Source organism: Parabacteroides sp. AM58-2XD (assembly GCF_003463685.1).
Taxonomy (GTDB): Bacteria; Bacteroidota; Bacteroidia; order Bacteroidales; family Tannerellaceae; genus Parabacteroides; species Parabacteroides segnis.
On record NZ_QSDP01000055.1, the window covers coordinates 26,862 to 41,986 of the forward strand.

At 40.1% G+C, this 15,125-nt stretch carries 8 protein-coding genes and 3 pseudogenes; 6 read left to right on the forward strand and 5 right to left on the reverse strand.

Translation table 11 applies throughout. The annotated features are described in order from the left end of the window. Window positions 1-44 precede the first annotated feature (44 nt). The 5 genes and pseudogenes from DXA15_RS14380 to pstC form a co-directional block, all read right to left on the reverse strand. On the reverse strand, window positions 45-626 hold the full coding sequence (locus DXA15_RS14380) for an RNA polymerase sigma-70 factor (RefSeq protein ID WP_233567283.1): 582 nt from the start codon (window positions 624-626) through the stop codon (window positions 45-47). A gap of 85 nt (window positions 627-711) precedes the next feature. Further along, window positions 712-1,385, reverse strand: a pseudogene (gene phoU / locus DXA15_RS14385) (phosphate signaling complex protein PhoU). 42 nt (window positions 1,386-1,427) lie between these two features. Further along, a complete protein-coding gene (gene pstB, locus DXA15_RS14390) occupies window positions 1,428-2,180 on the reverse strand; it encodes a phosphate ABC transporter ATP-binding protein PstB (RefSeq protein WP_128134463.1) in 753 nt (250 codons plus the stop codon). A 131-nt stretch (window positions 2,181-2,311) separates the two neighbouring features. Next, a pseudogene (pstA, locus tag DXA15_RS14395) lies at window positions 2,312-3,198 on the reverse strand (phosphate ABC transporter permease PstA). Window positions 3,199-3,205: 7 nt separating this feature from the next. Beyond that, a pseudogene (pstC, locus tag DXA15_RS14400) lies at window positions 3,206-4,392 on the reverse strand (phosphate ABC transporter permease subunit PstC). A 246-nt stretch (window positions 4,393-4,638) separates the two neighbouring features. Here pstC and DXA15_RS14405 point away from each other — a divergent pair. The 6 genes from DXA15_RS14405 to DXA15_RS14425 all read left to right on the forward strand — a co-directional run bounded on the left by DXA15_RS14405 (window position 4,639) and on the right by DXA15_RS14425 (window position 14,741). Further along, window positions 4,639-7,296, forward strand: coding sequence for a sugar-binding domain-containing protein (locus DXA15_RS14405; RefSeq protein ID WP_128134464.1), 2,658 nt, complete (start codon window positions 4,639-4,641; stop codon window positions 7,294-7,296). Between the two features lie 89 nt (window positions 7,297-7,385). Then, complete coding sequence (locus tag DXA15_RS14410; protein ID WP_233567284.1) at window positions 7,386-8,021, forward strand: RNA polymerase sigma factor; 636 nt, start codon at window positions 7,386-7,388, stop codon at window positions 8,019-8,021. 70 nt (window positions 8,022-8,091) lie between these two features. Beyond that, on the forward strand, window positions 8,092-9,159 hold the full coding sequence (locus tag DXA15_RS14415) for a FecR family protein (protein ID WP_128134465.1): 1,068 nt from the start codon (window positions 8,092-8,094) through the stop codon (window positions 9,157-9,159). Window positions 9,160-9,333: 174 nt separating this feature from the next. Next, window positions 9,334-12,228 carry a TonB-dependent receptor gene (locus tag DXA15_RS14420; protein ID WP_369683071.1) on the forward strand — a complete coding sequence of 965 codons (2,895 nt, stop codon included), beginning with the start codon at window positions 9,334-9,336 and terminating at the stop codon, window positions 12,226-12,228. Further along, complete coding sequence (locus tag DXA15_RS28040; protein WP_369683072.1) at window positions 12,225-12,788, forward strand: hypothetical protein; 564 nt, start codon at window positions 12,225-12,227, stop codon at window positions 12,786-12,788. The genes DXA15_RS14420 and DXA15_RS28040 overlap by 4 nt, the downstream gene beginning before the upstream one ends. Window positions 12,789-12,812: 24 nt before the next feature. Continuing rightward, complete coding sequence (locus tag DXA15_RS14425; RefSeq protein ID WP_128134466.1) at window positions 12,813-14,741, forward strand: RagB/SusD family nutrient uptake outer membrane protein; 1,929 nt, start codon at window positions 12,813-12,815, stop codon at window positions 14,739-14,741. The last annotated feature ends 384 nt before the right edge of the window (window positions 14,742-15,125 follow it).

The window sequence follows — 15,125 nt, forward strand, 5'->3', positions numbered from 1 at the left end:
AAAATGAAATATTTTTCAAAAAAATGATTTTGGATTGAAATGTATCAGAACAAAATGGAAGATAAATAGCCTTTCATACGAGTACGGAGGGTAGACAGGGCTTGTTTAATATGGTATTTGACTGTGTTAACCGAGATGCCTACTTTATCTGCGATCTCGTCGTAAGCCAACTCTTCGATCCGGCTAAAGATGAAAACTTGCCGGGTTTCGCGGGGAAGTTTATTGATTTCGAGGAGTATTTGCTCGTTGAGTTCTCTTTCTAGCAATTGTCCCAACGGATATTCGTCGGAGAGGAACAGTCCCTGAAGAATAGCTTCCGGGTATTCTTCGTAATCGTCGATACTGATTTCCCGGTCTGCAAATAATTTCTTTTGATAATTGATTGCATAATTACGTATGCAACAGACCAGATAGGCTTGCAGTGAAGAGGTGATATGGAGTGATTCGCGTGTTTCCCATATATGGGATAATACATCACCGACGATGGTATCGGCTACTGTATCATCCCTTACATATTGACAGGCAATACGGAATAGAAGATGATAATAGTTGTCAAATAAAATACGGTAGGCTCTGCTTTCCCCACTTTTCAAACCGGCTATTAATTCTGTTTCATGAATCTCCACGATAGTATTGTAGATATTGCTCCCTTATAACGGATACAATATTACAAGATAGAAACGTAAAACACAAATCTTATTTATGCCTATTTTAATTTTCTGTCTTTCCGATGTGCTTCATTACCTTGGCATCCAGATAGAATATCAGTTCTTCGGCGATGTTGGTACAGTGGTCGCCGAAGCGTTCCATTTTGCGGATGACTCCGGCCATGTAAAGGCCGACCAGGGCACTTCCCGGATGCTTTTCTATGTAATCGGCAATGATCCTGGTCGAGTTATGGTTGATCTCGTCGATCAGGTTATCTTTTAGGAAGATGCGTGATGCAATTTCAGAACTTTCCTTTTCGAATGCTTCCTGGCTGAGCATAAGCATACTTAGTAACTCCTGCAACATTTCTTCCACCCGGGTATCCTTTATCAGTTGTGGGTCGACGGGAACACCTTCCGGCAGGTTTCCGGCAAAGCGGGCGATGCTTTCGGCAAAGTCTCCCAGGCGTTCCAGGTTCGTGTTGATTTTGTACATGGCAAGAACGAAGCGCAGGTCGACGGCAACGGGAGCATATAATGCGATGATATCTTCGCAGTCGCTGTCTATCTTCAGTTCGAACGCATTTACCCGGCGTTCGCGGCTGATTACTTTGTAGGCCAGTTCCTTGTCTCCGGTTAGCATGCTTCGCCGGCATTATATAACTGTTGGTGGACCAATGCCCACATCTCGCTGATGCTGTTTTTTAAGGAGGCAATCTCCTGATCTATGACTTTCATATATGATCGTTCAATTTTCAATTTTTAATTCTTAATTTTCAATTACCCGAACCGTCCCGTAATATAATTCTGAGTCGATTCCTTCTCCGGATTGGTAAATATCTTACGTGTATTATCGAACTCTATCAGTTCCCCCAGATAAAAGTACCCGGTCTTGTCGCTGACACGGGCAGCCTGTTGCATATTGTGGGTAACGATTACGATAGTATATTCGCTTTTTAGTTCATGTATCAGGTCTTCTATCTTACCAGTCGATATAGGGTCCAATGCCGAAGTCGGTTCATCCATTAAAAGAATGGAAGGCGATATGGCCAATGCACGGGCGATACACAGACGTTGTTGCTGGCCGCCGGACAGGGCGAAAGCCGATTCTTTTAGTTTATCCTTTACTTCATCCCAAAGAACAACCTGTTTGAGGGTTTTGACGACAGTCTCTTCGATATAAGCATTGTCCTTTATCCCGTTTACCCGGAGCCCGTAGGCAACGTTTTCAAAGATTGTTTTCGGGAAAGGATTCGGTTTCTGGAATACCATGCCCACATTTTTCCGGAGCAGGTCGACCTTTTCTCCTTTACCGTAAATATCTCTTCCGTCAATCAGGATTTTTCCGTCCATGTGCGTGTCGGGTATCAGGTCGTTCATCCGGTTGAATAAGCGCAGGAAGGTGGATTTACCACAACCGGACGGTCCGATAAAGGCGACCGACGTGTTTGCTTCAATTTGCATAGATATATTCTTTAAGGCATGAAAATCGCCATAATAGAAATCTACATTCTGAGCATCAATCTTTATCATAATATAAATAATTTATCAATATGCTAATATGCCAATGTGCCAATATGCCGATGAAAAATGTATCAATAGGGGGCGAAATGTTAGCTTTTCTTTTATTGGCATATTGGCACATTTCCCTATTGGCCTATTATTTAGTTCATTTTTACTTTCCTGGCGAAATAGCCTCTCAGCGCATTAGCCAGTAAGTTTACGATTAATACGATTGCAATCAGTACCAGAGCCGTTCCGTAGGCCATTCCACGCGAGGCTTCGATGTCTGTTCCGCTGGTGGAAATGACATACAGATGATAGGGCAGGGCCATACACTGGTCGAAGATGCTTCCCGGCAGTTGGGGCAGGAAGTAAGCGGCAACGGTAAACAGGATAGGAGCCGTCTCTCCGGATACACGTCCGATAGACAGGATTAATCCGGTAATGATATTCGGAAAAGCCATCGGTAATACAACCCTGCGAATGGTCTGTAACTTGGTAGCTCCCAGTGCCAGACTGCCGTGTCGGAAAGAATCGTCGATGCTTTTGAGGGCTTCTTCCGTTGTACGGATAATCAGAGGTAAAGACATCAGTGCCAGGGTAAACGAACCGGCGATGATGGAGTCTCCCCACCCCAGGGTAACGACGAACAGGGACATTCCGAATAGTCCGAATACAACCGACGGTACACCGCTCAGGTATTGGTCATAATCCGGATGAAACGGATTATTTTTCCGTTTGTCGCATATTCATTCATATAGATACCGCTCATGATTCCGATAGGGAAACTAATCAGGCTACTGCCCAATACCAGATAAAGTGTTCCGACAATCGCCGGGAAAATACCTCCGGCAGTCATCCCGTCGGCCGGCGCTTCCGTCAGGAAATCCCAGCTGATTACTTTTCCTCCCTGGATAATGATAAAACCGAGAATAAGGAAAAGAATGACAACAACCAGATAACTGAGAAGTGTGAATATACCGAACGCAACTTTCTGTGAAGTCCGTTTCTTTGTGTCAACATTGCCTAACTTTTGAACAGGTGCCATAGCTTAATCACATTTTTCTTTTGGATGAAATGTATTCTACTGTAATGCTTAACAGTAGCGTAATGATAAATAATACTGCCCCTAACAGGAACAATGCCTGGTAATGAGCTCCTCCGGCAGGTGCTTCTCCCAGTTCTGCCGCGATGGTTGCCGGAATGGTCCGTACGGGTTCAAAGAAGGAGGTCGGGATAACGGCCGCGTTTCCTGTTACCATCAGGACGGCCATTGTTTCTCCGATTGCCCGCCCGATACCCAGGACGATTGCCGATGTGATACCGGATATGGAATAGGGGATGATTACCTTATAGATTGTTTGCCATTGGGTTGCTCCCAGGGCCAGACTCGCTTCTTTCATGGCACGCGGCGTGGTGCGCATGGCATCTTCGGCAACCGTGATAATGGTCGGCAACGCATGATGGCCAGAACGACACTGCCGGCAAAGGCTGTTTCTCCAACCGGAAGGTTCAGCCCTTTCTGTATGAGCGGAACGATTACAACCAATCCGAAGAAACCGTATACGACCGAAGGAATCCCTGCCAGCAATTCAATAACCGGCTTCAGTATCTCCCGGGTCCGTTTATTTGCAATTTCTGCCAGGTAGATGGCAACGGCAATACCGAAAGGGAGCGAAAGAACAATGGCGCCGATACTGACCAGCAATGTTCCGAGCAACAGGGGGATCAATCCGAAGATTGGAGCAGGTGCAGAGGTCGGGTACCATTTGGTGCCGGCGAAGAAGTCGGAAAGCGATATTTTCTCTTCGGGAAGAACGGTTCCCCTGAAGTCTTTCGCCAGATATTGCTGAGGAAAGAATGCGATGATTCCCGGCTCTTTGCTGACGAGTTCGCTGATTTTGTCGGGAACGTACTGAAATTCATCTCCCAACTCTTCTTCACTGTAATATTGCGTCAGGTCGGAAAAACGAAAGACCAGGATTTCTTCATCCTTGCCGTTAACCTCTTTCCAGTTGGTTATTTTGGCATCGAAAATATCCATGATTGTTTCCGGTGACAGATGACTCACATCGTTACTCTTATTCACGGCAAGCACGTATCCCTCTTCGACTACCGGACTGTTGAAAAGGCCGGATGCTTCTTTAAACAGAAAAAAGACAATCAGCAGAATCGTGAAACTGGTTACACCTCCGCTGATTAATAATCCTCCTTCTACAATTTTTTCAAAAAACTTTCTCACGTCATTAACCTCTTTGTTCTGAGTGCAAAGTAAGGTAACATGTATTAAAAATGGGTTAAGACGCTTTGAAGTAAATATTACATTGATGTTGCAAAACTGTTACACGGGAAGATATTACATGCTTTATGATTAAATGATAAGATTTTACAACTATAGGTGTTATTTATTCAATGATATAATATCTGTAAAAACTACTTTTGCTCTTAATTGGGAATAATACCTATGATTTATTCAACATAATATCGAATGAAAAAAGAATTTTTACTAGTCTTCTTCTTATTTTGGGCAGTTCAACTGTTTGCCCAGAACCAGCCCCGATTCTCAACGGCAGGTTTTTATGAATTACCCAACACGGGGCGTGAAGTTTATTCCATGAATTTGGCCTGGAGGTTTATAAAAGGAGATGTATCGGGAACTCCTTATGCTGTTGATTTTGATGATTCCTATTGGGAAGTTGTATCTGTCCCACATGGTTTGGAGTATTTGCCATTGGATGCTAGTGGTTGTGCCAATTATCAGGGAGTTGCTTGGTATCGTAAACGTTTTACTCCGGACGAACGCTTGAAAGGGAAACAATTGTTTATTCATTTTGAGGCGATTATGGGTAAAAGCGAAGTTTATGTGAATGGTAAACTACTGAAGGAATATTATGGGGGATATTTGCCTGTAGTAGTAGATGTGACGAATATCCTGAAATGGGATGAAGAAAATATAATAGCGGTAAAAGCCGACAATAGTGATGATCCTCTTTATCCTGTCGGTAAAGCTCAAAATATGTTGGACTTTACTTATTTCGGAGGTATCTACCGTGATTGTTGGTTAATTGCACATAATGATGTGTTTATCACCAATGCTAATTATGAAGATGAAGTGGCAGGAGGCGGTTTATTTGTCTCGTATGCGAATGTGTCGGAAAAGAGTGCAGATATAAATCTGAAGGTTCATGTCCGTAATAATTCAATGAAAGGAGAAAATCTTACTGTTTTTTTTGAGTTGAAAGGCAGGCAGGGAGGAATAGTCAAACAGGCATCGAAGAAAATATCGGTAGGAAAAGGACAGGCTTCTTATGCGATAAGTTCGATGCGGATTAATTCGCCCCGTTTGTGGAGTCCGGATGATCCTTATCTGTATGATTTGGATGTAATGGTCAAAGACAGACATGGAAAAGTGATAGATGGATATCGCCAACGTGTTGGGATTCGGAGCATTGAATTTAAACAGATCGATGGGCTTTGGATAAATGGGAAGCCTTATGAAGGAAAGTTGATGGGTACAAACCGTCATCAGGATTTTGCTGTTCTCGGAAACGCGTTACCCAACTCCATGCAATGGCGAGATGCCAAGAAACTGCGTGATGCCGGTTTGAAGGTTATTCGTACCCATTATGTGATAGATCCTGCTTTTATGGATGCTTGTGACGAACTCGGCCTGTTTGCTTTGGTTGAAGTTCCGGGTTGGCAATTCTGGAACAAAGAGCCGTTTTTTGGGGAACGTGTTTATTTGGATATACGTAACATGATCCGTATTCATCGCAATCATGCTTCTTTGTTTTTCTGGGAACCGATTTTAAATGAAACACACTATCCGAAGGAATTTGCAAAGAAAGCATTGGAGATTTGTGAAGAAGAATACCCTTATCCTTACAGTATCGCAGCGTGTGACCATGGGGCGGCTGGAGACCATTATTATTCTTTGTTGCTACGTCCTATCGAGTCTAAATTGCGCACGGATAAAACCTATTTCATTCGTGAATGGGGAGATAATGTGGATGATTGGAATGCCCAAAATTCAGATAGCCGTGTGGCTCGCGGTTGGGGAGAAGTTCCTATGTTACTGCAGGCAGAACATTATGCGAAACCTTCTTATTTAAAGGATTATCCGATTTTATGTTACGAGACGATATGCAATAAGCCGAGCCAGATTGTTGGAGCTTGTTTCTGGCATTCGTTCGATCACCAACGAGGTTATCATGCCGATCCTTTCTATGGTGGGATAATGGATGCTTTCCGTCAGCCGAAAACATCTTATTATATGTTTATGGCTCAGCGTTCTCCGGAAAAGAGTGATCTGATAGCAGATAGCGGACCAATGATTTACATAGCGCATGAACTTACACCTTTTTCACCGGAAGATGTGACTGTGTATTCCAATTGCGATGAGGTACGGTTAACTGTTTTCAAAGGTGGTAAAAAATATAGTTACAAGAAAGATCCTTCTCATAGAGGTATGCCTTCGCCGATTATAACATTTGAGAATGTCTTTCATTTTATGGAATGGAAAGCGATGGCACGTGCCGGAAAGCAGAATGATGCCTATTTATTGGCAGAAGGGTTGATTGACGGTGAAGTAGTGGTAAGTCATAAGCGTTATCCGTCCGGTCAGGCTGATCATATTTCTCTTCGTCTGGACAATGAGCAAGTCCCATTGAAAGCAGATGGTTCTGATGTTGTAACTGTAATTGCCGAGATTGTGGATAAACGGGGAACGGTGAAACGTTTGAACAACTCTGTTATCCGGTTTGAAATAGAAGGTGAAGGCCGATTATTAGGAGATGTCTCGACAGGGAATAATCCCTGTGAAGTGACTTGGGGTACAGCTCCGGTACTCGTGCAATCGACAGCGGTATCCGGAAAGATAAAAATAATAGCTTCCATGCAAAATCCGGGCCAGGCACGTCCTTTGGAGGGTGTGTTGGAGTTTGAAAGTGTACCGAATGAACAGCGGGAAATCTTTTCGAAAAATGAGTTGATCCTTTCTGGGCAATCCCGTTCTGTAGTTGATACTTCTGTAAACAAAAGTGACCTGGAGAGGGAAAACGAACGCTTGCGTAAAGAGCTAAACCAATTGAAAGTAAGGGAAGTAGAAAAACAACAAACTCAGTTTGGGGTAGGAATCAATGACTGAAAATGTGTTTTTTATCAATATGGATAAGATTGTACAAGAACAAATGTAATTTGTTCAATGGAGTAATATAGGCAAAAACTACTTTTGGAGTGATAGAAGTAGTTTTTGCTATGTTTACAGATATAAATATTGATAAAGAAGCTTGTTATCCTGATTCTAGTGCGAAAAAGTTGACCGACAATGTGGGGCCGACTGATGAATATTTATGGGTACATTATTTAAATGGGGATAAACACGCCTTTGATCAATTATATAGGCGATACTATTCATTACTCTTGCATTATGGGTGTAAGTTTTCACAGGATCAGGATTTGGTCCAAGATTGCATCCAGGATCTATTTATGGAATTAATGCTGAAATCTAAAAAATTGTCAGTACCTCTTTCGGTAAAGGCATATATGTTTAGAGCTTTTCGCAACAATTTGTTAAACTTGCTGGAGAAGGAAGGCAAACGCTATGATTTTGTCTTGGTCGATGATCTGCCTGAAATGTTGCATACAGCAATGGAAGAAAAGGATTCTTTTAAAGATGATTTGAATGATCTGTTATTGGCATATCAAAAATTGTCAGTTAAACAAAAAGAAGTATTGTACTTTTTTTATGTAAAGGGATTATCTCATAAAGAAATATCCAATGTGTTGGAAATCAATTATCAATCAAGTAAAAACAGATTATGCCAATCACTCGTACAGTTGCGTAAATTATTTTTCCAGATAAAAAAATAAATTTTTTCGGTATTCGACGAGTACCTTTTTCCTTTTTTCTCTCTTAATAATAGAAAGATGTAAAAAGAATATGCATAAATCAGAAAATAAGATACGAAAAACAATTTTCAAAAATGCCGGACAAGCATTAATTGAAAGTATACAGGATATGGAAAAAACAGATCCACAAAAGGTTGAAGATTCTTTGTTGGAGCTGAAGGCTAAATATATCCTGAAAAAACAATCCAAAAGGAGATTTATTTATTTATCTTCTGTAGTAGCTGTATCATTTTTGATACTATCTTTATCGATAAGTTATTTTTATTCCTTCGATTTGTCAAAACAAGATGTTTTAGCGATATCAATGCTGAATGATAGTGTGCCGGAAGAGAGTCGGGAGATAACCTTGATTACCCAAAATGATCGAATGGAACTTTCTGATGGAGTTTCTTTGGAATACAAAGAAAAAAGTCTGCAAGTAAATAAAGAAAGGACCGTAAAAGAGACTTTGGAACCTGTAAAACAGAATATTAATCATATTATTGTTCCTAAGGGGAAAAGGGCTACCATAACTTTTTCTGATGGTACATTTATGTACGTTAATTCTGGAAGCCATGTTATTTATCCTACCGAATTTGAGAAAGAAAAAAGGGAAATCCTTGTAGAAGGGGAAGTCTTTTTGGAAGTAGCGAAAGATTCCCGACGACCTTTCTTTGTGAAAACAAAAGATTTATGTGTACAAGTATTGGGTACGACTTTTAATGTCTCTGCCTATAAAGACGATGAAATAGCTTCTGTCGTGTTAGTTGAAGGAAGTGTGGAGGTTGACAACAATAAGAAGAAGACTATAATTTCTCCAAATGAGAAATATTCTATTGCAAAAGGAGTCTCGACTGTGGATGTTGTGGATGTAAATGAATATATTTCATGGAAAGATTATATTATGTTGCTTTCTGAACATAAAGCGGGGGAAGTATTTAAACGTTTGTCACGTTATTATGGTATCCATATCGATTATGAGCAACAAATAGCTTTATTACCGGTTTCCGGAAAATTGGATTTGAAAAGTGGAATAAGTAATTCTTTAAATATTCTTACGGAGTTACTGGATATTAAATATGAAATCAATCCGGATGGAAGTATTCGGGTTTTTCAATAAAAATGTTTAACCTTAAAATGAGTTAGCCTATGAAATAAGTACACGAGAAGAAAAAAGGAAATTCATCTATCCTAGAAAAAGATGTATCTGTTAAAAAGCCAGACAATACCCGCATATTGCCTGGCCCTAAAAAAGTATTAATTAAGTTTTACCATAAAAAATACACACAAATGTATGAAAAAACAGAAGAGTTCCCAATTTAAAAGATTTAATTATCTAAAAAGTATATATTTAGGTGGTTGTCTGTTGTGTTTCTCAGGCAACGTTTCTGCCAATTTCATTGGAAGTTACTCCGATGAAATCGACTTTACGATAAAGATGGAAAATAAATCGGTACGGGATGTATTCTCCTATATCGAAAAGAATAGCGAATTCATTTTTATTTATCAAGGTACAAAGATCGACCTGAACAGAAAAGTATCCATAGATATTCATGATCAGCCGGTTCAAAAGATCCTTCATGAAGTTTTTGCCGGAACCAATGATACTTATTCCGTTATAGGGCGACAAATCATTGTAAAAAAGGCAAACACAAAAAATGAAGCAGAGGTTCAGATACTTAATCAGCAGAAGAAAACGGTCACAGGTTTGTTGACAGATGCCGACGGTAATCCAGTTATCGGGGCAACAGTATCTATCAAAGGAACTACTTACGGCGTAACAACTGATATAGATGGTAAATACATACTCAATAACGTCAGTGAAGGAGATGTTTTGGAGTTCCGGTATATCGGTTACAACACGGAAGAAAAGATATACAAAGGCGAAAAGACCATCAATATCCGTATGGTGGAAGCTTCGGTAGGCCTGGAAGACGTTGTGGTTATCGGATATGGACAGCAGAAGAAAGAAAGTGTTGTTTCGTCTTTGAATACTATTTCTGCAAAAGAGTTGCAACTGCCGGGAAGAAGTTTGACAAACAACATTGCAGGGCAGATTGCTGGTGTATTGGCGGTACAGCGTTCTGGTGAACCAGGGAAAGACAATTCCAGTTTTTGGATTCGTGGTATCAGTTCTTTTGCTGGAGGAACATCTCCATTGGTATTGGTGGATGGTATTCCACGTAATATGAATGATATTACTCCAGACGAAATAGAGTCATTCACTGTTTTGAAAGATGCTGCTGCTACAGCTGTTTATGGTGCTGAAGGAGCCAATGGGGTTGTTTTGGTTACTTCCAAGCGTGGTATGGCTCAGAAGCCGACATTGGATGTACGCGCAGAGTTTAGCATGGTGACTCCTACTCGCATGCCTGAACAATTAGGGGCTTATGACTATTTGAGTTTGTATAATGAGGCTACTTGGGAAAGTTTGGGAAATCCAACTGCTTGGACAAAACCTTATTCGGATGAAGTATTGAATTTGTATCGTACTCATGCAGATCCGGATCTTTATCCTGATGCTGATTATTTGAGTCTGATGAAAGATTGGACTCACAATGAACGTGTTACACTGAATTTGCGTGGAGGTTCGGACCGAGTAAAATATTTCGTGTCTGGTGCTTTTTATAATGAAGCTGGTATTTTTGATTCAAAGGCCATTGATAAATATGATGCAAACATCAATCTGAGTCGTTATAATATCCGTTCCAATGTTGATATTGCAGTGACTAAAACTACCGATTTGTCTGTAGACATGAGTGGGCAGTATTTGGAATCTACCTATCCAGGCTATACCTCAGATAAAATTTTCAAAGGTATGTTTTATTATGCTCCTCATGTCATGCCTTTGATATTTTCAGATGGTACTTTTTCGGAATCCTATTTGTATAATGGAAGTAGTGAGCAAAACCCATATAATATGTTAAATGAATCTGGTTATCAAAAATACTGGAATGCTCAACTGCAATCCAAACTTATGTTGAAACAGAAATTGGATTTTATAACAAAGGGGTTAAGCTTGAAATTAACGGGAAGTTTTGATGCTATCTATTCAGCTACTACTGAACGAACAAAGAAGCCTACCACTTATCGTATGGATTTGGACAAGGATGGGAATAAGGAATATATTTTAGTTAACGAAGGTAATCCTAACTTGAGTGACCCGAAAGAATCTGGAACTTCTGGTCAAAAACAGATTTATCTGGAAGCTTCGTTGAATTATAATCGAACTTTCAATGATGTGCATGATGTACAAGGTATGGTCCTTTATATGCAAAAAGATCGTGTAGATCAAAAAGGTAATGGTCTTCCGTATAAAAAACAGAGTATGGTGGCACGTGTGTCGTATGGTTACGATAAGCGTTATATGCTGGAAGGAAGTTTCGGTTTGACAGGTAGTGAAAATTTTGCCAAAGGACATCGTTATGGTATTTTCCCTGCTGTGGGTGCGGCTTGGTACATCAGTAATGAGAAATTCATGGAAGGGACAGAAGATATTATTAATAAACTGAAATTGCGTGTTTCCTATGGTCTGACAGGAAATGACAATGTCGGTGGAAGTCGTTTCCCTTATCGTCAAACGATGGGAACAGGGGCTGCCGGTTATAATTTGGGATTCCTTGTGGGTTCTGGAGGTGGCGGAAAGAATAATCCGGGTAATGGTATTATTGAAGGATTGTTTGCTGCTCCTTATTTGTCATGGGAAATTGAAGAAAAAAAGAACGTGGGGTTTGACCTTGGTTTGTTACGTGGACGGATAGATTTGAGTATGGATGTATTCAAGAATGATCGTAGAGACATCTTGATGCAACGTAAGACTATCAGTGCCATGACTGGTTTCCGGCAGTCTCCTTGGCAAAATTTCGGTAAAGTGACAAATAAAGGATTTGATGGAAATATTGTTTTCAAACAAAATCTGGATAAAGTGTTGTTGACATTCCGTGGTAATATGACTTATGCCCAAAATAAAGTTATTGAGTATGATGAGGTTCCAACTAGATATGAATATCAAATGTATACAGGAAATAAGTTAGGGACTCCTTATCTTTATATTGCAGATGGGCTTTACACTCCCGATGATTTTAACATCACTCAAAACTCAGATGGTAGTAATACCTATACGTTGAAAGAAGGCCTTCCAAACCGGCAGCATCTGTTAAGCCGGGGGATATCAAATATCGTGATTTGAATGGTGATAATTTGATTGATAGTTATGATCAGACATACAAACATGGTATGTATTCGGTTAATCCTGAATGGGTTTATGGTTTTGGCGTATCTGGTGAATGGAAAGGACTTTATGCCGGAGTCTTTTTTCAAGGTGTGGCAAATGCTTCCATCAATTTGAAAGGAGATAGTGAATCTTTTGAGCCTTTCAGTCAAGGTGATTTGCGTTCTGTTCGTTCAGAGGTTTTGGCTAGCCATTGGAGTAGTAATGATCCTTACAACCAGGATGTTATTTTCCCGCGTCTGTATCCTTATCATTCAGATCATAATACAATGAACAGTACATGGTGGTATCGTAGCGGTAATTTTCTACGGTTGAAAAATGTGGAAGTGGGTTACGAGTTTGATCGGAAAATACTGTCTCGCCATTGGATCAAACGTGCCCGTCTTTATGTACAAGGTACCAATATTGCCGTATGGGATGATATTAAGATGTGGGATCCAGAATTGGGTAATGCCTCTGGTGGAGAAAAATATCCTATTAACATGAATTGGCTTGTAGGGTTGGAATTAGGATTTTGATTTTATTTTTAAGACAACAATTTTATGAAAGCAAGACATTTTTTATATACAATGCTACTGGCAGGTAGCTTATCTATGACCACTTCTTGTTCCGATTACTTGGATGTGTCGGATGAGTTGGCTAGTAACTTGACAATGGAACAGGTATTTGACAATGTGGGATATACGAAACGTTGGCATGGCAATATTTTCAATTGTATTTCGGAGTTTTCCGGAATGTTTATTGATTTGAATGGATTTATGAATCCTTGGCCTTATATGTGTAATGAATTGACTAATTGTTATGGAACTCCGAAGACTGTTATGTTGAATGGTTTTACAGCTGCCAATGCTCCATATCATAGGTTTGCTGCGCTTTACCAATATATCCGTCAGGCGTATATCTTTTTAGAACGAGCTAAACCCTTAGGGCAGGTTAGTGACCAACAGAACTTGACGGAAGCAGATATTCAACGCATGAAGTCGGAGGCTAAGTTTTTTATTGCCTATTCTTATTTTTCTCTTTTTGAACTTTACGGCCCTGTCCCTCTGGTTACAGATATAGTGGATGAAAACCAGTCAACTTTTGACTATCCGAGGGCTTCTGTTGATGAATTGGTAAAATTTGTCGACGATCTGTTACAAGAGGTATTGGAAGAAGATTATTTGCCACATACCTTACGTTATACAGAAGAAATGACAGGTGAGGTAAAAGAAAATATGAACGAAATGGTTCGTCCTACACGGGCTGTCGTTTTGGCTTTGCGTGCTAAATTATGGGTTTTTGCTGCGAGTAAATTGTTCAATGGGGGATATACTGAAGCTGTGGAACTCCGTAATCCGGATGGTAAACAAATCTTTCCTGAGGAAGATCGTAATAAATGGAAAACTGCCAAGACACATTTGGAGACATTCTTGAAGTTCGCAGAAGGAAATGGGTATGGCTTATTTAAAGCTTATAATAACGATAAAACAGAGAATCCCAGCCAGTCGGTTTACCAATTGTTCCAAAATTACAACAATGAAATTATTTGGGCCAGTAGTAAAACGTTTATGAATGGATTGACACAAAATAATGAGTTGGATTTGCGTTGTACGCCTAGGGATATATTTAATCGTATGGCGGGTATTGGCGTTACTCAGCAGATGGTGGATGCATTCTTTACAGACAAAGGTTTGGATATTCATGAAGATCCGGATTATAACGAAACGGGTTTTTCTGATATAGAGAATCCTTGTGCTTACAAGAAACCGCAGATAGACAAGCATGTATTCAACATGTATGTACATCGTGAACCTCGTTTTTATCATGCAGTAACCTATCATGGTAAAAGTTGGCATATCCAACCTAAAGCCGGTTATTATGTAGGTATGGGTAAAGGTGAACCTAATGATAATTTTACAGCTGGTCGTGAACATTATTGCGGTTATTACTTATATAAGCGTTTAAATCAAGAATTATTGATGACCGGCTCGTATTTGAGGACTTGGGCTCGCCCCTCTATTATTTATCGTTTGGCTGATTTTTATTTGTACTATGCGGAAGTTTGTAATGAAGTGGATCCTAAAGATCCGAACATAATCAAGTACCTCGACTTGGTTCGTCAACGTGCAGGCATTCCTGGGTATCGCGAATTGAACGATACGGGGGTAAAGATGGGAATTATAGGTGATTATGAGGCACAGGCTTATGCTATCCGGAGAGAACGCCAAGTAGAACTATTCTCTGAAGGACAACGTTATTTCGATGTACGTCGTTGGATGATTTGTGGACCGGGTGAGGAAGCTGATCAAGCAGTAGCGTATGGTATGAATGTGAATGGTGTATCTACATTATCTCCGGGCGATCCGGGTTCATACTTTAATCGTGTGGTAGCTCGTAATTACAATTGGACACGTGCCATGTATCTGTATCCTATACCTCATAATGAAATAGAGAAATCGCCGAGCTTGGTGCAGAACCCGCTTTGGTAAATAAAACTATGAGGAGCCGCGACTTTAGAAATATGTCTGAAGTCCGGGATTAAGGTATGTAAATAACGAAGATTGGGTATCGACAAATGCAGACTATATTGATTATAAATAAAATAAGTCTGCATTTGGCCAATATGGGGTGATAGTTTTGCCATATCCGCAATATGATTAGTATCAATGAAGGTTGTGTCAAAATTCCGTTTTATCTAGATGGATTAAGTCCTAGATGATAGAACTATGAATTTGGGCATAGCCTTTGTGTTTTATTTATAAAAAGAATAGAATAACCTAAAGAACATAAGCTATATATTAGCAAGCTTTCTTTTTTTATTCAGTTGTTCATTAGAACCTGAACAAAAAATGAAATCTGAGTTAATCTCAGTT